This is a genomic window from Micromonospora sp. NPDC093277, from assembly GCF_044765245.1.
Taxonomy (GTDB): Bacteria; Actinomycetota; Actinomycetes; order Mycobacteriales; family Micromonosporaceae; genus Micromonospora.
On the sequence record NZ_JBIWJO010000010.1, the window covers coordinates 161,280 to 179,852 of the forward strand.

Here is an 18,573-nt window from a genome sequence, read left to right on the forward strand (position 1 = left end):
GCGGACGGCCGGGTCCGTTCAGTGTGCCCGGGGCGGTGCGGTCGATTCACGCACCACCAGTCGAGTGGGCAGGATCACCGGCGGCGCCGGGGAGCCCCCGTCGGTGTCGGCGCCGTCCGCCTCGGGAACCAGCCCGGGGTACGGGTCGACGCCGGGTACGCCGAGCGGGTTGAGCAGGATCCGGGCGGCGAGCAGCCCCTGCTCCGCCGCTGGTTGGGCGACGGTGCTCAATCCGAGCACCCCGGCCAGGTCGTGGTCGTCGATGCCGATCACGCTGACGTCCTGCGGCACCCGCAGTCCGGCGTCGCGCAGCGCGGTCATCGCGCCCATCGCCATCTCGTCGCACGCGGCGAAGATCGCCGTCGGCGGCCCGCCCCGGGTCAGCAGTTCGGCGGTGGCCCGGATACCGCCGTCGATGGTGAACTGCGACTCGACGTCCAGGCTCGGGTCGGTCCGGATCCCGGCCGTGTGCAGCTCCTCCTGGTAGCCGCGCCGGCGGTCCAGGTGGGTGGTGAAAGCAAGCTCGTCGTCCGGGTCACCGGAGATGTGCGCGATCCGGGTGTGCCCGAGGTCGAGCAGGTGCCGGGTGGCGGTCCGTGCGGCAGTCACGTCGTCGATGCGTACGCAGGGCCAGCCGGGCACGCCGGTGCCGGAGCTGATGGTCACGCCCGGCAGGTCCAGCTCGGTCAGCGCGGTCACATCGGCCGGGCGCAGCGGGGTGGCGACCAGGATGATGGCGTCCACCCGCTTGTGCAGGCTGGCGGTACGCAGCACCCGCTGCCGGGTCTGCTCCCGGCCGCCGAGGTTGTAGAGCAGCAGGTCGTAGCCGTTCTGGTCGAGGAAGTCCTCGACCGCCTCCACGACCGTCCCGAAGAACCAGCGGGTGATCCGGGGGACCACGATCGCCACGGTGCCGGTCTTTCCGCCGGCCAGCCGGGAGGCGTTCGGCGAGACCGCGTACTGGAGTTGCTCGGCGGCGGCGAGGACCCGGCGGCGCGTCGCCGCGGAGACCGTGGGCAGGCCGCGCAGCGCGCGGGAGACGGTGGCCGTGGAGACCCCGGCCAGGCGGGCGACATCGTCAATCTTCGTCATCGTTGTTCCCCGCTCCGGCCCGTGCCCGCCGCCGCCGGTGGGCCGGCGGCGGCGGACAGCGGGTCAACCCTTGACGCTACCGGCGAGCAGGCCCCGCACGAAGAAGCGTTGGAGGGACAGGAACACGATCAGCGGTACGACGATCGACACGAAGGCGCCGGCCGTCAGCCGCTGCCACTCGTTGCCCCGGGTGCCGGCCATCTCGGCGAGCCGGACGGTCAGCGGGGCGGTCTCGCTGCCGCCGCCCGCGAAGATCAGCGCGACCAGCAGGTCGTTCCAGACCCAGAGGAACTGGAAGATGCCGAACGCGGCCAGGGCGGGCGTGATCAGGGGCAGGACGATGGTGCGGAAGATCCTCGGGTGGGTGGCCCCGTCGACCCGGGCCGCCTCCATCAGGTCCCCGGGCAGCTGCGAGATGAAGTTGTGCAGCAGGTACACGGCGAACGGGAGCGCGAAGCAGGTGTGCGCGAACCACACCTGGGCGAACTTCTGCGCGCCGTCGAGTTCCCAGGCCGGGAGCAGCTGGATGCCGCCGACGCTGACGCCGGTGGAGAAGAACCTCAGCAGCGGCACCAGGGCCATCTGGAGCGGCACGATCTGCAGGGCGAAGATTCCGATGTAGAGCCAGTCCCGCCCCTTGAAGTTGATCCACGCCAGCGCGTACGCGGCCAGCGTCGCGAACGCGATGGGGAAGAGCACCGACGGGATGGTGATCGCCAGCGAGTTGATGAAGTAGCTGGCGAGCTGGCCGGACGAGGAGGAGCTGCCGAACAGCACCTCCTGGTAGTTCTCCAGGGTGAACTGCGGATCGCTGAAGAACGTCCACCAGCCGGTGGTCTTGATCTGGTCCTCGGGCCGGATGGAGGAGATGAACAGGCCGAAGGTCGGGACCGTCCAGAGCAGCGCGATGACGATCGAGACCAGGGTCGCCGTCCGGCTGTTCAGCCGCTTGCGGACCCGGCCGACACGGGTGGTCGGCTTGGCGGTCTGTACGCCGGTTCCGGCGGTGGGCGTGGCGGTGGTCATCTCAGCCCTCCCGCTGCTGACGCAGGTTGCGGATCTGGTAGATCACGATCGGGATGACCAGGACGAAGAGGAAGACCGCCAGGGCCGAGCCCTGCCCGTTCTGGCCGTACCGGAACGCCTGGTTGTACATCTCGTTCGCGATCACGCTGGTGTCGTAATTGCCGTTGGTGGCGGTCCGGACGATGTCGAAGACCTTGAGCGTGGCGATGGAGATCGTCACCACCACCACGATCAGCGCCGGCCGGATGCTCGGCATGGTGATCCGCCAGAACATCTGCCATGGCGTGACGCCGTCCAGGCGGGCCGCCTCGACGATGTCCGCCGGGATGGCCTTGATGGCGGCGGAGAGCACCACCATGGCGAAGCCGGCCTGGATCCACACCATGATCACGATCAGCAGGAAGGTGTTCAGGGGCGAATCGAGCAGCCACTGCTTCGGCTCGCCGCCGAGGCTCACCACGATCTGGTTGAGCAGACCGATCTGGTCCTGGTCCTCGCTCCGGTACGCGTAGATGAACTTCCAGATGATGCTGGCGCCGACGAACGAGATCGCCATCGGCAGGAAGATCAGGGACTTGGCCACCGCCTCGAGCCGGGCCCGGTCCACCAGTACGGCGTAGATCAGGCCGAACGCGGTTGCGACGAGCGGCACCAGGAGCACCCAGATCAGGGTGTTGATCAGCACCCGGACGATCGAGTCCTCGGAGAACATCCAGCCGTAGTTGCTCAGTCCCACCCAGTTGGTGCTGCCCGAGTCCATGAAGGAGAGCAGCGTGGTGCGGATCGCCGGCACCACCAGCCCGACGATCAGCAGCAACAGCGTGGGCAGCAGGAAGAAGAACGCGAAGAACCCCTCCCGCTGCTTCCGTCGCCTGGGCGGCGGGGCGCCGTCGGCCGTGGCGGCCACCAGTTGCGCCTCCCGGCGGCGGGCGAACCAGGCCGGCACCACGTCGAGGAGCAGGAGCAGACCGCCCACCACCGCGACGAAAGCGATCAGCCCGTACATCAGCATGAGGAACTTGGGCTGTTCCTCCGCGAAGTCGAACCCCATCGACCCTCCCTCAGAGGTTGGATTGACCGGCGGTGGTCCGGCCCGCCGACGCGGACCGGACCACCGACTCAGATCACTTCGGCCAGCTGCTCTCGATGCCGTTCAGGACCGTGACGGTGTCCTTGCCGTTGATCCAGTCGACCATGCCCTTCCAGAAGGTGCCCGCGCCGACCGCGGCCGGCATCAGGTCGGAGCCGTCGAAGCGGAAGACGGTCTTCTCGTCCTGCAGGATCTGCACGGAGAGCTTGTCCACCGGGTTGGGGACGTTGTTGAGGTCGAGCTTCTTGTTCGCCGAGACCCAGTCGCCGATCTTGGCGCGGCTGTTGGCGTACTCGCCGGAGGCCAGGTAGGTCTGCACCGCCTGGACCTCGGGACGGTCGGCGAAGGCCGCGACGAACTCGCCACCACCCAGCACCGGCTTGCCCTTGGCCGGGTCGACGGCCGGGAAGTAGAACGCGAAGACGTCGCCGTCCTCGGCCACCTTGGTGCCCTGCGGCCACTGGTTGGCGTAGAAGGACGCCTGGCGGTGCAGCGCGCACTTGCCGGCGGTGATCGGCGTGCCGGCCTCCTGGAAGGAGGTGGTGGCGATGCTCTTCACGCCGCCGAAGCCGCCGTTGACGTACTTCTCGTTCTTGAGGATGCTGCCGGCCTTGTCGACCGCCGTGACCACCTGCGGGTCGTTGAACGGGATGTCGTGGGTGGTCCACTTGTCGTAGACCTCGGGCGAGGTCATACGCAGCATCAGGTCCTCGATCCAGTCGGTGGCCGGCCAGCCGGTGGCGTCACCGGACTCGATGCCGGCGCACCACGGCTTGGTGCCGCTCGCCGCGATCGTGTCGCTGAGGGCGATCAGCTCGTCCCAGGTGGTCGGGACGTTCCAGCCCTTCTCCTTGAAGGTCTTCGGCGAGTACCACACGAAGGACTTCACGTTGGAGCCGAGCGGGGCGCCGTAGAACTTGCCGTCCACGGTGCTGTACTTCAGCCAGTCGGGGGAGTAGTTCTGCTCCGCCATGGCCTTGGTCTCGTCGCCGGCCGGCTTGAGCTTGCCGGCGTCGGCGAACCGCTTGAGCAGACCCGGCTGCGGGATGAAGGCCAGATCGGGGGCGTTGCCGCCGTCCACCCGAACGCCCAGCTGGGCCTCGAACTCGCCGGAGCCCTCGTGGTCGATCTTGATCCCGGTGCAGTCCTCGAACTGCTTCCAGGACTGCGCCAGACGGTCGGCCTCGATGTCCCGGATGGACGAGTAGATCGTGACCTTCTTGCCGTCGTGGCCCTGGTACTTCTCGTATGCGGCGCACTCGGCGGAGCCCGCCTTGTTGCTCTTCTTGTCGCTGCCGGTGCCGCAGGCGGTGACGCCGAGCGCCAGGCCCAGTACGCCGGCGATCGCGAGAGCCTGGCGCGATCTGGCAAACGCCATGCCGATCTCCTTCCTTGCCGGCGCGTGGGGGAAATCGATGCTGCGCCGGTCCGATGGTCGTCTCCACATGTAAGCGCTTGCATCGCGCCCGGTCCACCCCCTACCGGACACGGCCCGGTAACAATCCCGCAACCCGGCAGGTGGGCGCCGGACGTCGTTCGCCGAGACGTGCTCAAAACATGGAAGTAGTGGCCTCCCCGTCGATGGAGGCCACTACTTCCTGCCAATTTCCCGGCTTGGGCGTGATCTTGCGCGCTCACCTAGTGGAAGACGCTGACACCGCCGGGGCCGACCAACAGGCCGACGATGATGAGAACGATGCCCCACAGGATCTGCCGGCGGAAGAGCGCGAGGATGCCGGAGACCACCAGTACGACTGCGAGAATCCAGAGAATCAGCTCCATGATCGAGCAGTACCCTGCTGTCCGATTCCGGAAACCTGCTGCTGGTCGAGGTGGTCTCCCAGGTGGAAGACGCTGTACGCCTGGTTGATCACCGGGTGAGCGACGTTGCGGACGCGTATCCCGCCGGGTGTGATGCCCCGCTCGGTTCCGTGGTGGGCGTGGCCGTGCAGCGCCAGCGCGGTGGGTGCCGAGTCGATCGCCTGGCCGAGCTGGTAGCAGCCGAGGAACGGATAGATCTCCAGCGGTTCGCCGGCGAGGGTGTCCGGCACGGGGGAGTAGTGGGTGAGCGCGACCCGCAGGTCGCAGTCCAGCTCGCGCAGGGCGTGGCCGAGCGCGTCGGCGCTCTCGTTGGCGGTCCGGACGAACGCCTTCGTCTCGGGCTCGCCGAAGTCGGTGGCGCACCGCCCGGCGAACCCGCCGCCGAAGCCCTTCACCCCGGCCACGCCGAGTCGCCCGCCGGCGCACTCCAGCACGATCCCGTCCCCCTCCAGCACGGTGATGCCGACGTCCTCCAGCACCCGCACCACCTGCGGCACCTGGTCGCACTGGTGGTCGTGGTTGCCGAGCACGCTGATCACGGGCACGCCGAGGTTCCCGAACTCCCGCGCCACGCACCGCGCCTCGGCCTCGGTGCCGTGCCGGGTCAGGTCACCGGCGAGCAGCAGCGCGTCGGCGGAGTCGGGCAGCTCGTCCAGGGCGGGACGGAACCGGCCGAGCACGTCCTCGTCCATGTGCACGTCGCCGACGGCGGCGATCCGGATCACCATCGTGCCTCCCTCACGGCAGCTCCTCGGCCTGGCTGGGCGCCTGAGTGCCGATCACCCCGATGTCGCTGGTGATGGGTTCGTCGGGGAAGCGTTCGGCGACCCGCCGCAGGATCTCCTCGCGCCGGTGCGCGCTCTCCACCTCGCCGTAGAGCACCAGGCCCGGCTCGCGGCGGACCACGGTGATGCCCTGCTCGGCGACGGAGGGGTCCTCGGCCAACAGGCGTTGGATCTCCGCCTCGACGTACTCGTCGGGCAGTGTGCCGCCGTGCTGCTCGGTCACGGTGTCTCCCTTCCTCCGGACGGGCCGCCCGGCAGCACGTCCAACCGGTCGAGCAGCACCAGGAACGCCTCCGCGTACGGCGAGTGCTGCGTCTCCTTCCGTACCCGTTCCCAGTCGATCTGTTCCCGCAGTGAGCGGGCGAGCGGCAGGGCGCGGGCGAAGTCGCAGTAGTGCTGGGAGAAGCTGAGCAGCTTGTGCACCATCAGTTGGGTCGCCGAGAGCACCGGCATGTGGATCGCGTCGACCGGACGCACGATGGTGTCGGTGAAGGTCTCCTCGGTGACCGGGGTCTCGATCGGCCGGTGGATCAGGTCCACCATCCGCCCCTCGTCGTAGACCTTGACCAGCCAGTCCTCGGGCGGGCGCTCGGCGGTGAAGCCGGCCTCGACCAGGGCCTCCAGGGCCCGGTCGACGTCCTGGACACGAATCAGGAAGTCCACGTCGTGGTCGCCGGAGTGGCCGCCGTGGGCGTACACGGCGAAGCTCCCGCCGAGCGCGAAGGGGATCTGGGACTGCTTGAGCACGGCGGCGACCTTCTTCAGTGTGTGCACCAGGGTCTCGTCCCCGCGCTCGGCCATCTGGGTCTCCCGTCGTCGTGGGTAGGCGGTGGGAATGAAGTTGTGTACCCGGCGATCCGTTCGGCCATACCTCTTGTCGGCGCGCCTCGGGCGTGGCCGGGACGGAACGGACAAAACCCCAGGGGGTGGGCGCGGGGTCGGATAACCTCGGGAGGGTGGCCAGGTCACTGCGGGGGCGGCGGGGCAGTGCCCGACTGCGCAGCATCGCCCTGATCGGCATCGATGGCTCGGGCAAGACCACCCAGGCCCACCGGCTGGCCGAGGCGCTCACCGCCGCGGGCCACCCGGCCACCTACCACCGCAACGCCGGTGGCCGGCGTTGGCTCGGCCGGCTCGCCAACCGGCTCGGCCGGCCGGACGCCCAGCGGCTTGTGGGGCGCGACGGAGTGCTCGCGGTCGAGTCGGTGCTCCGCTGGCTCGCCATCGCCCTCGCGCTGCTGAGTTGCCTGGTGACCGGCCGCACGGCGGTGATGGACCGCTACTCCGCCTGCCAGTACGCGAGCATCCGGGCCCACGGCGGGCAACGCTGGGAGCGGCTGACCCGGGCCGGTTACCGCGTCTTTCCCGCGCCCCGGGTCACCATCCTGCTCACCGTCGACCCGGCCGAGGCGTACCGGCGGATCGAACAGCGCGGCACCGACCACGAGAGCATGCGGTGGCTCACCGCCGCCGCCACCGCGTACCGGACGTTACCGGAGTACGCCGACTTCGTGGTGGTCGACGCGAACGGCCCGCCGGACGAGGTGTCCCGGCGGATTCGCGCCCACCTCGCCGAGTGGCTCCCCGACGACCCACCGCCGTCGACGGCCGGGCCACCGGGCGGCACCGGCCCGCCCTCCGGCGGCGGGAGTCGCGGTGATCCGCTGCCGGCTCAGGCCCGCCCGTAGACCGGGATGCTCGCCCCGCTGGTCGGGGCGGACTCGTCGGAGGCGAGGAAGCGGATCACCCCGGCGATCTCGGCGGGCGGCACCCAGCGCCGGTGGTCGGCGTCCGGCTGGGCGGCCCGGTTGGCCGGGGTGTCGATCACGCTCGGCAGCACCGTGTTGCACCGCACCCCGCGCTGGCGGTATTCCACCGCGACGGCGTTGGCGAACGCGAGCACCGCCGCCTTGGCCGTGGCGTAGCCGGCCGCGCCGGGGAAGGGCGCCACCGCGGCCCGCGCCGAGACGCAGACCACCGCGCCGCCGCCGGCCGCCACCAGGTGCGGCAACGCCGCCTGGGTGACCAGGTACGTGGGGCGCAGGTTGATCCGCAGCATCCGGTCGAACTCCTCGACCGGGGTCTCGTGCACCAGCCCGCCGCTGGCGTACCCGCCGACCAGGTTGACCACGGCGCGCAGCGGTGCCGCCGGCTCGGCGGTGGCCACCTCCACCGCGTGCGCCGCCCCGGCGGCTTCCATCAGGTCCGCGCCGACGGCTTCGGCGACGGCGACGGCGCCGGCTTCCGTCGGCGCCTCGCCCTCGCGTGTCGGTACGACCACCCGCCAGCCCGCCTCCAGGAAGGCCGCGGTGACCGCGCCGCCCAGCCCGCCCGTGCCCCCGGTCACCAGCACCGTGCGTTCCGCCATGGGCTCACGGTAGTGGCGCGGTGTCCGAGGCGCGACCTGCGCTGCCGGCCGGACCATCCGTCCGGCGGCTCCTTCCGGGCCGTCCGGCCGGGGTGACCTGGACGACAGCCGGCGCGCTGCTCGCCGGCGCGGACGAGTCGACCGGTGCGGAGGAGGCGGCCAGGCTGCGGAAATGGCACCCTTGCCGCGATGGTCCAGCGCGGATGGCGGTACTTTTCCCGATACGCGCCGTGATGGTTGACGGTCACGCCTCATGAAAGTAAGTTTCATCCGTGGCGAAGAGTCCGAAGATTTCTGCGAGTCACGAGCCCGGTGGACTGATCGTCCACATCAGTGGCCTGCTCCCGTCGCTGTCCCCGGCCGAGCAGCGGGTGGCCCGGCTGGTCGTCGCCAACCCGGCCGACGCCGCCCGGCGCACCATCACCGACCTCGCCACCGCCGCCGAGACCTCGGAGGCCACCGTCATCCGGTTCTGCCGGTCGGTCGGCATGGACGGCTACCCGCAGTTGCGGATCCGGCTCGCCGCCGAGGCCGCCCGCCGGGTCGAGCCACCCGACGCCCGGGTGGTCGGCGGGGACATCCCGCCCGGCGCCGACCTGGCGCAGATCATCGCGACCATCGCGTTCAACGACGCGCGGGCCGTGGAGGAGACCGCCGAACAGCTCGACCCGGCCGTCTGCGAGCAGGTGGTCGAGGCGATCGGCGCGGCCGGCCGGATCGACGTCTACGGCGCGGGGGCCAGCGGCTTCGTCGCCTCCGACTTCCAGCAGAAGCTGCACCGCATCGGCCGGACCGCCTTCTACTTTCCCGACGTGCACACCGCACTGACCTCCGCGGCACTGCTCGGTCGTGGCGACGTCGCGGTCGGCATCTCGCACACCGGCACCACCTCCGACGTCATCGAGGTGTTGGAGCAGGCCCGGGAGCGAGGCGCCACCACCGTCGCGCTGACCAACTTCCCCCGCTCGCCGATCACCGAGGTGGCCGACTTCGTGCTCACCACGGCCGCCCGGGAGACCACCTACCGTTCCGGCGCGACGGCCAGCCGGCTCGCCCAGCTCACCGTCGTCGACTGCCTCTTCGTCGGGGTGGCCGCACGGAGCCGGGCCAGGACCAGGAAAGCCCTCGAGGCGACCGCCGAGGCCGTCCGGTCGCACCGGGTGGGCCCCGGGCGGAGGCGCGCATGACGGCCGGCCGGCTGGACCGGGACGAGGTGGCCCCGGCGCGGCCCGTGGTGCGGGTGGGCGCACCCACCGAGCGGCGCAACCCGGACAGCGTCGACCTCGACCTGATGTCGACCCGGGACGTACTCACCGTCATCAACGACGCGGACCGGCGGGTGCCCGCCGCGGTGGCCGTCGTCCTCGACGAGATAGCCGAGACCGTCGACCTGGCGGTCGCCGCGTTGCGCGGCGGGCACCGGGTGCACTACTTCGGCGCCGGCACCTCCGGCCGGCTCGGCGTGCTGGACGCCGCCGAGCTGGCACCGACCTTCAACTCGCCGCAGCACTGGTTCTGCGCCCACATCGCCGGCGGCCCGGAAGCCATGTGGCGGGCCGTGGAGGACGCCGAGGACGACGACCGCACCGGGGCCGCCGAGGCCGCCGAGTGCGTACGCCCCGGCGACCTGGTGGTCGGACTGGCCGCCAGCGGACGCACCCCGTACGTCCTGGGGGCGCTCGGCGCGTCCCGGGCACAGGGGGCCTCGACCGTGCTGCTGTGCGCCAATCCGGAGGCTGATGCCGCCTCGTCGGTGGATGTCTTCATCGGGGTGGACACCGGACCCGAGGTGGTCACCGGCTCGACCCGGATGAAGGCGGGCACCGCGCAGAAGCTGGTGCTCAACACGTTCTCCACGGCCGTGATGGTGCGCCTCGGCCGGGTCTACTCGAACCTCATGATCGACATGGTGGCCACCAACGCCAAACTGCGCGGCCGGATGATCTCGATCCTGACGGAGGCGACCGGCTGCGCCGAGGAGGTTTGCCAGGCCGCCTTGCGGGAGGCCGACGGCGATCTCAAGACCGCGCTGGTCGCGCTGGTCTCCGGCGCGGACGTCCCCGCCGCTCGGGCCGCCCTGGCCCGCTCGGCCGACCAGGTACGCGGCGCGCTGGCCCTGCTCGCCTCCTGAGCGCGGTCACGCGTCGGTGCCCCGCCCGGCCCCACCCGGCGCCTGCCCGTCCTCGCGTCCGCGCCGGCAGGTGCGACGCGCGTCACGGCGTCGGCGGGACGCTTTCCGCGCTGCGGATTGTTCAAGCAGGCGTGGGGTAATCCTCACCCGTGGCTGAACCGACGGGTCCTCGGGCGCGTATCTCCCAGTGACCAGGATCGCAATGCCGCGGTGACGCGGGTCGCTGTGTTCATGGATTACGCAATGGTGCGATTGTCTGGGCGCACGACGATTCCGCTGCTCCGGCGGGCGCTTCACCAGGCCGTACGCGAGCAGGCCGAGCAGGGGCCCTGACAGCGAACATGGACCTGGCTCTCAGCTAGCACTCAGGCATTCGTGACACTTTCGACTCACGACATGGAATCCCCGACGCGTCTCATCTGTTGTGTAGGTGTCAGCACCTACGGGCACAGCGGAGGTTACGGGGAGGGCTGATGGACGTGGGGATGGCAAGGAACCGGGCAACCGGCGCGAGCGAGGGGACCGTGGCAATCGTGGACAAGAACATCGGCATGCGTACCGACGAGGTCGCCGAGGAGCGGGACCTGGTCGGCGTCTACCTGCACGAGATCTCCCGGACGCCGCTGCTTGACGCCGCCAAGGAGGTCGACCTCTCCAAGGCCATCGAGGCCGGGCTCTACGCCGAGCACCTGCTCGGCGAGGACCGCGTCCCCGCCGGCGTCGAGCGGGAGGAACTGGAGCGGGTGGTCGTCGAGGGTGAGCGCGCGAAGGATCTCTTCATCCGCGCCAACCTGCGGCTGGTCGTCTCGATCGCCCGCCGCTACGTGCGCTCCGGGATGCCCATGCTGGACCTGATCCAGGAGGGCAACACCGGCCTGGTCCGGGCGGTCGAGAAGTTCGACTACGAGCGCGGTTACAAGTTCTCCACCTACGCGACCTGGTGGATCCGTCAGGCCATCAGCCGGGCGATCGCACAGCAGGAGCGGACCGTACGGCTGCCCGTGCACCTGGTCGAGGACGTCAACCGGATGCGGAACGTGACCCGGCAGCTCACCCGCGAGCTGGGCAGCGACCCGGAGCCGGAGCAGGTCGCGGTGGCGCTCGGCGTGACCGTCGAGCGGGTCAACGAGCTGATCCGCTGGTCGCAGGACACCGTCTCGCTGGACACCCCGGTGGGCGACGACGGCGACACCAACCTCGGTGACCTGGTCGCCGACAGTGATGCGCCGTCGCCGGAGGACATCGTCCTCACCGGCCTGGAGCGGCAGCGGATCGAGGGTCTGCTCAACCACCTCGACGACCGCTCGGCCGGCATCATGCGGGCCCGCTACGGCCTGGAGGACGGCCGGGAGCACTCTTTGACCGAGGTCGCCTCGCGGTTCTCGCTCTCCCGGGAGCGGATCCGCCAGCTGGAGATCCAGGCCCTCGGCCGGCTCCGTGAGCTGGCCCGGGCGGAGGGGCTCCAGGCCGCCTGAGCTGGTAGTAATGACACGCGAACGGCCGGCGTCCGATAGGGGGACGCCGGCCGTTCGTCGGCTCTGGCGGGGTCAGCGCACCCGGCCGTAGCCGGCGATGGACATGATGTTTATGTCCCGCTTGCTGACGTTGCGGCCCGCGCTCGGCGCGTCGATGATCTGGCCACTGCCGACGTAGATGGCCACGTGACCGAGGCCGGAGTAGAAGACCAGGTCGCCTGGCTGCAGCGAGCCGCGGCTGATCCGTGAGGTGGCGTCCCACTGCATCGCCGCGTTGTGCGGCAACGACTTTCCGGCCGCCCGCCAGGCGGCGAGCGTGAGGCCCGAGCAGTCGTAGCCCCCGGGACCCTCGGCCCCGTAGACGTACGGCTTGCCGATCGCCGCGTACGCGTACTTCACCGCCACCCCGGCCGAGCCGGAGATGGCCGGGGCGCTGCCGGCCGAGCTGGCCTTCGCGGGTGCCTCGGTGGCCCGCCCGTACGCCTGCCGGCGCAGCTCGTAGAGGCGGGCCAGGTCCGCCTCGATCTTCTTCTTTCCGGCGCCGAGCTGCTTCGCCTGCGCGGCCTGCCTGGCCAGCGTGACATCGAGCTTGGTCTTCTCTTCGATCAGCTTGCGCTGGCTCGTGGTGAAGCCGTCGATGGTCTGCTGTCGCTGGCGGGTCAGCTGGTCGAGTGTGCCCAGCCGTTCCGGCAGTGAGGTCTGCCCGCCCGGCTCCAGCAAGGCCCGCGCGGTGCGCAGCCCGCCGGTCTTGTACGCGGTGACGGCGAGGGTGCCGACGTCGGCACGGCTCTGCTCGGCCAGCGCCTGCAACGGACCGATCTTGGCCTGCAACGCGTCCGCGGTGGCCTTGTTGGCTTTGATCTCCTCGTTGAGCTTGTTGTAGGACTCGACGATTCGCTCCAGCTCAGTCGAGGACTTCTCGATCTGCTTCGTCAGCTCGGCGGGGGTGGGCTCGGCCCGAGCCACCGACGCCGGGGCGATCAGCGCGGCCGAGAGGCCGACGACCGCCAGCGAACGCAGCAGGATCCGTAAGGACGACAAGAGCGGAAAGCTCCTCTCCGACGGCCGCCGGGAGCGCAAAGGCACCCGGCGACACCGGGCCGGGGCCATCCGGGCGGATGGCGGTCGACCGGTCCAGCCTGCCCAACCTAACCCTTGGTAGGTGTGGTGGGGAGTTGAAGCAGAGGCGAATGTTGGCAAAGTGTCAGGAAGTGACAACGGTGACGGTGACAACTTGTGACCGTTTCGCCACCCGGCTCGCGGCCTGAAGTGCTGATTGGGTGGATGGCGCGGCTGGCCCGATTCGTCGTTCTGGGCGGATGTCGCCAGGCATCGCAGCGCAATGTCATGACAAAGAGCGAAATCAGCGCTGTCTCTCGGCGTTGCCACCGCCCCAGGTGCGGCGATGGCCTGCGGAAAGACCCGGCCGGGCTGGCGCGCCCACAACACAATGAAGCGCGGAGCCGGGAATCTCGTCAGGCGGCATCGACGCAGCTCGTCGGGCGGGGAGAACCCGGCGCGCGATCCCTTGGAGGATGCCGTGCAGACCGATGGCTCCGCCACCCACCCGCCCCGGCCGCCGCGGGCGAACGCTCCGACCCTGCTCTACTCTCGTCCGGGCATCGTCGTCACCGACGAACGCTTCACCGTCGGCCGCAAGAGTTGGCCGGTCGCGGAACTCGCCCAGATCTGGACCGCCCGCGGGCCGCACGACCGGCTCGCCCTCCGGGCGGTCGCGGTCACCGCCGCCCTGATCGGCGCGGTCGGGGTGCTGCTCGGCTTCACCGGTGGACTGCAACGGCTCACCGCGACCGCGTACCTGGTGCTGGGCGTGGTCGGTCTGCTGCCGCTGCTGCTCGTGCTGATCGGTGACCGCTGGCGGCCGCCGCCGTACGAGCTGTGGGGGCGGTACCGGGGTGCCGAGGTGCTGCTCTTCAGCAGCGACGACGAGCGGCAGTTCGGCCAGGTCGCCCGGGCCGTGCGGCGGGCCCGGGAGGGCGCGCGGCTCGGTGGCTGGGCGGACCCGGTGGCCACCGCCGACCCGTGGCGACCGAGGCGGTGACACCGCCCGCCCCTGCGGCGACCGAAGCGCTGGGTCCCGTGCCGGGGGCGCCGAAGCGCTGGGGCCCGTGCCCGGGGCGCCGAAGCGCTGAGGTCCGTGCCCGGGGCGCCGAAGCGCCGACCGGCGGCAGGTCGCGGCGGACCGCCGACTCAGCCGGCGACCGGCTCCGGGGTCCGGGACCGCTCCGCGTCGGTGAGCCAGTGACTCACCCGGCGCTCGGCGTAGAACGAGACGAACGGCACGGTGCCGGCCAGCATCACCAGCAGCATCCGCTTCAGCGGCCAGTCGGCCCGGCGCGACAGGTCGAACGTGAGCGCCAGATAGACCATGTAGAGCCAGCCGTGCGCGGTGCCGACCACGGCCACCACGGTCGGGCTGTCGAAGAGGTATTTCAGCGGCATGCCGATCAGGACCAGCACGGCCAGCGCCACGCCCACGATCCAGGCGATCACGCGGTACCGGGTAAGGGCTCCGCCCACCTTCGTCCGTCCTTCCGAACCGGCGTCAGCCGGGATAGTCACCGGGCCGTGCACCCGGGTTGGCGTTCAACCATGACAGGTAGCGGTTGTAGTCCGTGAGCTCGCCGTCCTCGGGGCCCGGCGCCGGGCCGGCCGGCACGCGGCTCACCCGTACGGGCCGGCGTACCGCCGGGGTGGTGGCGGCCGGCTCGGGGCCCGCGGCGGCCGGCGCCGGGGACGGGCCCCCCTCGCGCGGGCGCCGCAGAGTGTGTCGCACCTCACGCCACCACACGAAGACCACGAAGCCGGCGAAGACCGGCCACTCGATCGCGTACCCGAAGCTCAGCGCGTTGCCCTCGGTGGCCCGGGTGACCTGCCACCAACCGAGCCCGAGAAACGCCACGACCAGCACGACCATGGCCACGTGGCGGGCGATCCACGCCGGTGTCCAGAGTCGTCTCATGCCATCGAGGGTACCGGGGTCGGCCGCGGTCTCCGACGCGGTGTCGTAGGTGGCGGGGTTTGGTGGCATCCCGGGTGGGCATCCGTCCAGACGCCAACCCGAACGAGAAGAGGGGGCGACGATGACCGAATCAGTACGCGGCACCGGTGAGGCCAGCCCGGAGCAGCGGGTGCCCGAGTGGGCCGGCGACCGCACCGGGACCGACGCCACGCTCGACGACCTCGACGGCGAGGCGCTCGGGGTGGACCCGGCCGAGCTCGGCGACGAGGACCTGATCCGGGAGATGACCAGCCTGCACCGCACCCGGCTGGACACGTTGCGGCACGCCACCGACTCGGCGCTCGCCAACCACCTGCGCCGTACCGCCGAGCTGGAGACCGAGTACCTCGCCCGGCACCCGGGGCGGGAGGTCGACCCCAGCCGGCTGCGGGACGTCTGATGGTGGCGCACGCCGAACGGGGGATGTCCGCGCCACCCGAGGTGGTGTTCAACACGGCCATCGACCCGGACCGGGCGGCGGCGTGGCTGCCCGAACCGCTCCGGCTGGACGGCGGTCGCCGCCCGGAGCTGGTCAGCGTCGAGCAGATGCGGGCCACCTGGTACAGCGACTCCGCGCCCGACTGGTCGGCGGAGATCCTGGTGGAGCCGGTCGACGCCGGCGGCGCCCGGGTCCGGCTCGACCTGGCCGGCGTGGACGCCGACGGACTCGCCGAGGAGACCCTGGCCAACCTCGCCCGCGAGGTGGCCGACAACCTGACCGCCGGCTGAGCCGGCACTGCCACGAACACCGAGGAGGCCAGGTGACCGGGAGTGGCTTGAAGCAGAGGGTGGCGCGCCTGCGCCAGGCGTACGCGCCGCACGAACACCGGCCGCTGGGCGGCTACCTGGCGGCGATGGGCACGTACGCCACAGTCACCGCGTCGCTGGTCGGGCTGGTTCGGGCAACCGGCCGGCCGGTGCCGCAGCGGCCCACAGCCGGTGACGTGATGCTGCTCTGCGTCGCGACCCACAAGCTCAGCCGACTGCTGTCCAAGGACGCCATCACCAGTCCGCTGCGCGCGCCGTTCACCCGCTACGACCGCCCGATCGGCAGCGGCGAGGTGATGGAGCAGGTCCGCGACCAGGGCAGCCCCACCCGCCACGCCGTCGGCGAACTGCTGAGCTGCCCGTTCTGCATGGCGGTCTGGGTGGCGACCGGACTCACCGGGGGACTGGTGCTGGCACCGCGGCTGACCCGGCTGGTCGCCACCGCGCTGACCGCGGTGGCCGCCTCCGACTTCCTCCAGATGGGGTATGCCGTCGCCCAGCGCGCGGCCGAGGGTGGCCACCACGGACAGTGACCCGACTCCTCTGCGGCGTCGGGTACACCGAGTTCGTCAGGGCGGTGGGGGCCTCAAGACCCCCACCGCTCGTGTCGCTCAGGTGGGGGTGGTGCCGTGGTCCTCGCCCGCCCAACCCCGCGCCGCCTCTGGCTCCCGTTCCTCCTCGTCGGCTCCGGTGACGATGTCCGCGTCCACGGCGGTGCACTCGTGCTCCGCGGCGAAGTCGGGCTCGGGCAGCGTGTCCGGGCCCTCCGGCTGGCCGAGCGCCGGGGGGTGTTCGTGTCGTTCCTCGTTACGGTCCGTCATTGCCCTGTCCTCCGTCCTCCGGGGCACCCAGGCGGCCCTCCGCGGTTCCGCCTCAGGCCCGTCCGGGGGCGGCCCCTCACGCCACGGTCCCGCTTCAGGCCCGTCTGCGGGCGCCCCTTCACGCCACGGTCCCGCTTCAGGCCTGTCTGCGGGCGCCCCTTCACGCCACGGTTCCGCCCAGTTGGTCGGCCACCTCGTCGACGGCGTACTCGCCCTGGGGAAGCGCGGCGATCCTGGAGAGCAGCTCCGCGGGGAGCTCGGCGGCGACCGCCCTGCGGTAGATGTCGGCCTGGCTGATCCGCTCCTGGCCGTGGTAGATGTCGTCGAGCAGTTCGTCGAGCAGCCGGGTGTCCGGCTGTTCCGTCACAGGCGCGTCGTCGGTCACGCCCGTCACTACCCCGGCCCGAATCGGTCAAACGTCGCCGCCCCCGCTCCGGTAACGCGGCGATCATGGAGTTGTGGCACGTGGCGAACCGGAAAATCCGGAACATCTCAGGAGCCACAACTCCATGATCGACGGTGTGGGGGGTGGGGCGCGGCGAGGGTGGGTGGGGGGTGGGGGTTAGGCGGAGGTGGGGAGGGTGGCGCGGCGGGTGCGGACGGAGTGGGCCAGGTCGGTGAGGACCTGGGTGGTCGTGTCCCAGCCGATGCAGGCGTCGGTGATCGACATGCCGTAGGCCAGCTCCCGGGTGGGGTCGAGGTCCTGGCGGCCGGGCTGGAGGAAGCTCTCCAGCATGATGCCGACGATGCCGCGCTGGCCGGCGGCCATCTGGGCGGCCACGTCGGCGGCGACGAGCGGCTGGCGGCGGTGGTCCTTGCCGCTGTTGGCGTGGCTGGCGTCGACCACCACGCGCTCGGGCAGGTCGGCGGCCCGCAGCAGGTCGAGCGCGCCGGCCACCGACTCCGCGTCGTAGTTCGGCCGGTCGCCCCCGCCGCGCAGCACCAGGTGACCGTCCGCGTTGCCCCGGGTGTGCATGATCGCCGGAGTGCCGGAGACGTCGATGCCGGGGAAGACGTGGGGCACGCCGGCCGCCCGGATCGCGTCCACCGCGGTGGAGATGCTGCCGTCGGGTCGGTTCTTCATGCCGATCGGCATGGACAGGCCGGAGGCGAGCTGCCGGTGCACCTGGCTCTCCACCGTCCGGGCGCCGATCGCCCCCCAGGCCACGGTGTCGGCGATGTACTGCGGAGTGATCGGGTCGAGGAACTCGCAGCCCACCGGCAGACCGAGACGCAGTACGTCGAGCAGGAGCGCGCGGGCCTTCCGCAGGCCGGTGTTGACGTCGCCCGACCCGTCCAGCCCGGGGTCGTTGATCAGGCCCTTCCAGCCCACCGTCGAGCGTGGCTTCTCGAAGTAGACCCGCATCACCACCAGCAGGTCGTCGGCGAGTCGGTCGGCGACCTCACGCAGCCGGCCCGCGTACTCGAGGGCGGCGACGGGGTCGTGCACCGAGCACGGGCCGACCACGACCAGCAGCCGGTCGTCGGCGCGGTCCAGCACCCGGGCGACGGCCCGCCGGCCGGCCACCACGGCCTCGGCGAGCGCCGTGTCCAGCGGCAGATGGTGGTGCAGCAGGGCCGGGGTGGTCAGCGGCACGACACGGTCGATCCGCTGGTCGATGACCCGACGGGCGTCCGGGGCAGTCACGGTGGGGGTTCCTTCCGCCGACCGCTGCCCGGGGCCGGCGCCCGGGAACGAGCCGGCTGCTCGTTGGCGAGAGGGCGGGGAAAGCATCCCGGCCCGGCCGGCTCGAAGAGGAGTGACGTCAGCTCATGGTGAGGTCACCGGCTCCTCCAGCCGGCTGCCTAAACCATCGATACGACCGCGTCACGCCGGCCAGCGTACCCGACGCGCCGGGAAAGTCGCGCTCCGTTCCGCACTGCGGTACGCGGGGTATGCGGAGTGCATGGATCACGAGCAGAGTGAGCAGGAGCGGATCGAGTCCCGTGCCCATCTGCTGCCCGAGGAGGCCGCGGCGGGCAGCGAGGATCCGGAGGCCCAGGCCGACGCGATCCTCACCGAATCGGACATCCGGGAGGACACCGACGTCGCCGAGGACACCACCCTGGAACACCGCACGTCGGATCAGACGGTGACCCCGAGTGAACCGCCGGACTGAGCGGGGGTGCGCGGGCTCCCCGCTCGTCACCTTTCCGCCCGCGAGATCGGATAG

Annotated in this window: 24 protein-coding genes; 9 read left to right on the top strand and 15 right to left on the bottom strand. The window is 71.2% G+C overall.

Annotation, left to right across the window (positions count from 1 at the left end):
- Positions 1 to 18 precede the first annotated feature (18 nt).
- From ACIRG9_RS22560 to ACIRG9_RS22595, 8 genes are all read right to left on the bottom strand, one after another.
- Positions 19 to 1,092: a LacI family DNA-binding transcriptional regulator gene (locus ACIRG9_RS22560; protein WP_402859110.1), complete on the bottom strand. Its 1,074-nt coding sequence runs from the start codon at positions 1,090 to 1,092 to the stop codon at positions 19 to 21.
- Positions 1,093 to 1,155: 63 nt separating this feature from the next.
- Positions 1,156 to 2,118 carry a carbohydrate ABC transporter permease gene (locus tag ACIRG9_RS22565; protein ID WP_402859113.1) on the bottom strand — a complete coding sequence of 321 codons (963 nt, stop codon included), beginning with the start codon at positions 2,116 to 2,118 and terminating at the stop codon, positions 1,156 to 1,158.
- 1 nt (position 2,119) lies between these two features.
- Complete coding sequence (locus tag ACIRG9_RS22570) at positions 2,120 to 3,169, bottom strand: carbohydrate ABC transporter permease (protein WP_402859116.1); 1,050 nt, start codon at positions 3,167 to 3,169, stop codon at positions 2,120 to 2,122.
- Positions 3,170 to 3,242: 73 nt separating this feature from the next.
- Positions 3,243 to 4,586, bottom strand: coding sequence for an ABC transporter substrate-binding protein (locus ACIRG9_RS22575; RefSeq protein ID WP_402859119.1), 1,344 nt, complete (start codon positions 4,584 to 4,586; stop codon positions 3,243 to 3,245).
- A 260-nt stretch (positions 4,587 to 4,846) separates the two neighbouring features.
- Positions 4,847 to 4,990 carry a GPGG-motif small membrane protein gene (locus ACIRG9_RS22580; protein ID WP_402859122.1) on the bottom strand — a complete coding sequence of 48 codons (144 nt, stop codon included), beginning with the start codon at positions 4,988 to 4,990 and terminating at the stop codon, positions 4,847 to 4,849.
- Positions 4,981 to 5,757 (bottom strand): metallophosphoesterase, encoded by a 777-nt coding sequence (locus ACIRG9_RS22585; protein WP_402859125.1) that lies wholly within the window; start codon positions 5,755 to 5,757, stop codon positions 4,981 to 4,983. The genes ACIRG9_RS22580 and ACIRG9_RS22585 overlap by 10 nt, the downstream gene beginning before the upstream one ends.
- Before the next feature lie 10 nt (positions 5,758 to 5,767).
- Entirely contained in the window at positions 5,768 to 6,037 is a 270-nt protein-coding gene (locus ACIRG9_RS22590; RefSeq protein WP_402859128.1) for a hypothetical protein, read from the bottom strand.
- Positions 6,034 to 6,651, bottom strand: a complete 618-nt coding sequence (locus tag ACIRG9_RS22595) for a nucleotidyltransferase family protein (RefSeq protein ID WP_402859466.1) — start codon at positions 6,649 to 6,651, stop codon at positions 6,034 to 6,036. Before ACIRG9_RS22595 ends, ACIRG9_RS22590 begins: the two co-directional genes overlap by 4 nt.
- Positions 6,652 to 6,770: 119 nt before the next feature.
- Here ACIRG9_RS22595 and ACIRG9_RS22600 point away from each other — a divergent pair, with 119 nt between their 5' ends.
- Positions 6,771 to 7,502, top strand: a complete 732-nt coding sequence (locus tag ACIRG9_RS22600) for a dTMP kinase (RefSeq protein WP_402859131.1) — start codon at positions 6,771 to 6,773, stop codon at positions 7,500 to 7,502.
- Here the strand turns inward: ACIRG9_RS22600 and ACIRG9_RS22605 are convergent.
- Positions 7,487 to 8,182: an SDR family NAD(P)-dependent oxidoreductase gene (locus tag ACIRG9_RS22605; protein ID WP_402859134.1), complete on the bottom strand. Its 696-nt coding sequence runs from the start codon at positions 8,180 to 8,182 to the stop codon at positions 7,487 to 7,489. The genes ACIRG9_RS22600 and ACIRG9_RS22605 overlap by 16 nt on opposite strands.
- A 272-nt stretch (positions 8,183 to 8,454) precedes the next feature.
- Here ACIRG9_RS22605 and ACIRG9_RS22610 point away from each other — a divergent pair, with 272 nt between their 5' ends.
- The 3 genes from ACIRG9_RS22610 (at position 8,455) to ACIRG9_RS22620 (ending at position 11,788) form a co-directional block, all read left to right on the top strand.
- A complete protein-coding gene (locus ACIRG9_RS22610; protein ID WP_402859137.1) occupies positions 8,455 to 9,369 on the top strand; it encodes a MurR/RpiR family transcriptional regulator in 915 nt (304 codons plus the stop codon).
- On the top strand, positions 9,366 to 10,313 hold the full coding sequence (gene murQ / locus ACIRG9_RS22615) for an N-acetylmuramic acid 6-phosphate etherase (protein WP_402859140.1): 948 nt from the start codon (positions 9,366 to 9,368) through the stop codon (positions 10,311 to 10,313). The genes ACIRG9_RS22610 and murQ overlap by 4 nt, the downstream gene beginning before the upstream one ends.
- 485 nt (positions 10,314 to 10,798) lie before the next feature.
- Positions 10,799 to 11,788, top strand: a complete 990-nt coding sequence (locus ACIRG9_RS22620; RefSeq protein ID WP_402859469.1) for an RNA polymerase sigma factor RpoD/SigA — start codon at positions 10,799 to 10,801, stop codon at positions 11,786 to 11,788.
- Positions 11,789 to 11,860: 72 nt separating this feature from the next.
- On the opposite strand, the gene ACIRG9_RS22625 is transcribed toward ACIRG9_RS22620, so the two are convergent.
- Positions 11,861 to 12,829 carry an NlpC/P60 family protein gene (locus ACIRG9_RS22625; protein WP_402859143.1) on the bottom strand — a complete coding sequence of 323 codons (969 nt, stop codon included), beginning with the start codon at positions 12,827 to 12,829 and terminating at the stop codon, positions 11,861 to 11,863.
- Between the two features lie 499 nt (positions 12,830 to 13,328).
- Between ACIRG9_RS22625 and ACIRG9_RS22630 the strand changes: the two genes are divergently transcribed.
- Entirely contained in the window at positions 13,329 to 13,850 is a 522-nt protein-coding gene (locus tag ACIRG9_RS22630; protein ID WP_402859146.1) for a DUF6232 family protein, read from the top strand.
- A 149-nt stretch (positions 13,851 to 13,999) separates the two neighbouring features.
- On the opposite strand, the gene ACIRG9_RS22635 is transcribed toward ACIRG9_RS22630, so the two are convergent.
- Both ACIRG9_RS22635 and ACIRG9_RS22640 read right to left on the bottom strand, forming a co-directional pair.
- A complete protein-coding gene (locus ACIRG9_RS22635) occupies positions 14,000 to 14,329 on the bottom strand; it encodes a DUF3817 domain-containing protein (protein WP_402859149.1) in 330 nt (109 codons plus the stop codon).
- A gap of 25 nt (positions 14,330 to 14,354) precedes the next feature.
- Positions 14,355 to 14,771: a hypothetical protein gene (locus ACIRG9_RS22640; protein WP_402859152.1), complete on the bottom strand. Its 417-nt coding sequence runs from the start codon at positions 14,769 to 14,771 to the stop codon at positions 14,355 to 14,357.
- Between the two features lie 121 nt (positions 14,772 to 14,892).
- Here ACIRG9_RS22640 and ACIRG9_RS22645 point away from each other — a divergent pair, with 121 nt between their 5' ends.
- From ACIRG9_RS22645 to ACIRG9_RS22655, 3 genes are read left to right on the top strand one after another with little or no spacing between them, the layout of a single operon-like run.
- A complete protein-coding gene (locus ACIRG9_RS22645) occupies positions 14,893 to 15,210 on the top strand; it encodes a DUF6158 family protein (protein ID WP_402859155.1) in 318 nt (105 codons plus the stop codon).
- Positions 15,211 to 15,212: 2 nt separating this feature from the next.
- Entirely contained in the window at positions 15,213 to 15,539 is a 327-nt protein-coding gene (locus ACIRG9_RS22650; RefSeq protein WP_402859472.1) for a hypothetical protein, read from the top strand.
- Between the two features lie 32 nt (positions 15,540 to 15,571).
- Positions 15,572 to 16,111, top strand: a complete 540-nt coding sequence (locus ACIRG9_RS22655) for a DUF1360 domain-containing protein (RefSeq protein ID WP_402859158.1) — start codon at positions 15,572 to 15,574, stop codon at positions 16,109 to 16,111.
- Positions 16,112 to 16,189: 78 nt separating this feature from the next.
- Here the strand turns inward: ACIRG9_RS22655 and ACIRG9_RS22660 are convergent, their stop codons facing one another.
- The 3 genes from ACIRG9_RS22660 to ACIRG9_RS22670 form a co-directional block, all read right to left on the bottom strand.
- Positions 16,190 to 16,399, bottom strand: a complete 210-nt coding sequence (locus ACIRG9_RS22660; RefSeq protein ID WP_402859161.1) for a hypothetical protein — start codon at positions 16,397 to 16,399, stop codon at positions 16,190 to 16,192.
- A 160-nt stretch (positions 16,400 to 16,559) separates the two neighbouring features.
- Entirely contained in the window at positions 16,560 to 16,793 is a 234-nt protein-coding gene (locus tag ACIRG9_RS22665; RefSeq protein ID WP_402859164.1) for a hypothetical protein, read from the bottom strand.
- 168 nt (positions 16,794 to 16,961) lie between these two features.
- The gene (locus ACIRG9_RS22670; RefSeq protein WP_402859167.1) at positions 16,962 to 18,047 is read right to left on the bottom strand and encodes a 3-deoxy-7-phosphoheptulonate synthase; all 1,086 of its coding nucleotides are present in this window, start codon (positions 18,045 to 18,047) and stop codon (positions 16,962 to 16,964) included.
- Between the two features lie 259 nt (positions 18,048 to 18,306).
- Here ACIRG9_RS22670 and ACIRG9_RS22675 point away from each other — a divergent pair, with 259 nt between their 5' ends.
- Positions 18,307 to 18,519, top strand: coding sequence for a hypothetical protein (locus ACIRG9_RS22675; protein ID WP_402859170.1), 213 nt, complete (start codon positions 18,307 to 18,309; stop codon positions 18,517 to 18,519).
- The last annotated feature ends 54 nt before the right edge of the window (positions 18,520 to 18,573 follow it).

What these genes read in the sequence shown, in the direction of transcription:
- ACIRG9_RS22570 (WP_402859116.1), bottom strand. Translation starts at nt 3,169, where the DNA reads ATGGGGTTCGACTTCGCGGAGGAACAGCCCAAGTTCCTCATGCTGATG.
- murQ (WP_402859140.1), top strand. Translation starts at nt 9,366, where the DNA reads ATGACGGCCGGCCGGCTGGACCGGGACGAGGTGGCCCCGGCGCGGCCC.
- ACIRG9_RS22620 (WP_402859469.1), top strand. Translation starts at nt 10,799, where the DNA reads ATGGCAAGGAACCGGGCAACCGGCGCGAGCGAGGGGACCGTGGCAATC.
- ACIRG9_RS22660 (WP_402859161.1), bottom strand. Translation starts at nt 16,399, where the DNA reads ATGACGGACCGTAACGAGGAACGACACGAACACCCCCCGGCGCTCGGC.
- ACIRG9_RS22645 (WP_402859155.1), top strand. Translation starts at nt 14,893, where the DNA reads ATGACCGAATCAGTACGCGGCACCGGTGAGGCCAGCCCGGAGCAGCGG.
- ACIRG9_RS22640 (WP_402859152.1), bottom strand. Translation starts at nt 14,771, where the DNA reads ATGAGACGACTCTGGACACCGGCGTGGATCGCCCGCCACGTGGCCATG.
- ACIRG9_RS22560 (WP_402859110.1), bottom strand. Translation starts at nt 1,092, where the DNA reads ATGACGAAGATTGACGATGTCGCCCGCCTGGCCGGGGTCTCCACGGCC.
- ACIRG9_RS22565 (WP_402859113.1), bottom strand. Translation starts at nt 2,118, where the DNA reads ATGACCACCGCCACGCCCACCGCCGGAACCGGCGTACAGACCGCCAAG.
- ACIRG9_RS22585 (WP_402859125.1), bottom strand. Translation starts at nt 5,757, where the DNA reads ATGGTGATCCGGATCGCCGCCGTCGGCGACGTGCACATGGACGAGGAC.
- ACIRG9_RS22675 (WP_402859170.1), top strand. Translation starts at nt 18,307, where the DNA reads ATGGATCACGAGCAGAGTGAGCAGGAGCGGATCGAGTCCCGTGCCCAT.
- ACIRG9_RS22575 (WP_402859119.1), bottom strand. Translation starts at nt 4,586, where the DNA reads ATGGCGTTTGCCAGATCGCGCCAGGCTCTCGCGATCGCCGGCGTACTG.
- ACIRG9_RS22580 (WP_402859122.1), bottom strand. Translation starts at nt 4,990, where the DNA reads ATGGAGCTGATTCTCTGGATTCTCGCAGTCGTACTGGTGGTCTCCGGC.
- ACIRG9_RS22605 (WP_402859134.1), bottom strand. Translation starts at nt 8,182, where the DNA reads ATGGCGGAACGCACGGTGCTGGTGACCGGGGGCACGGGCGGGCTGGGC.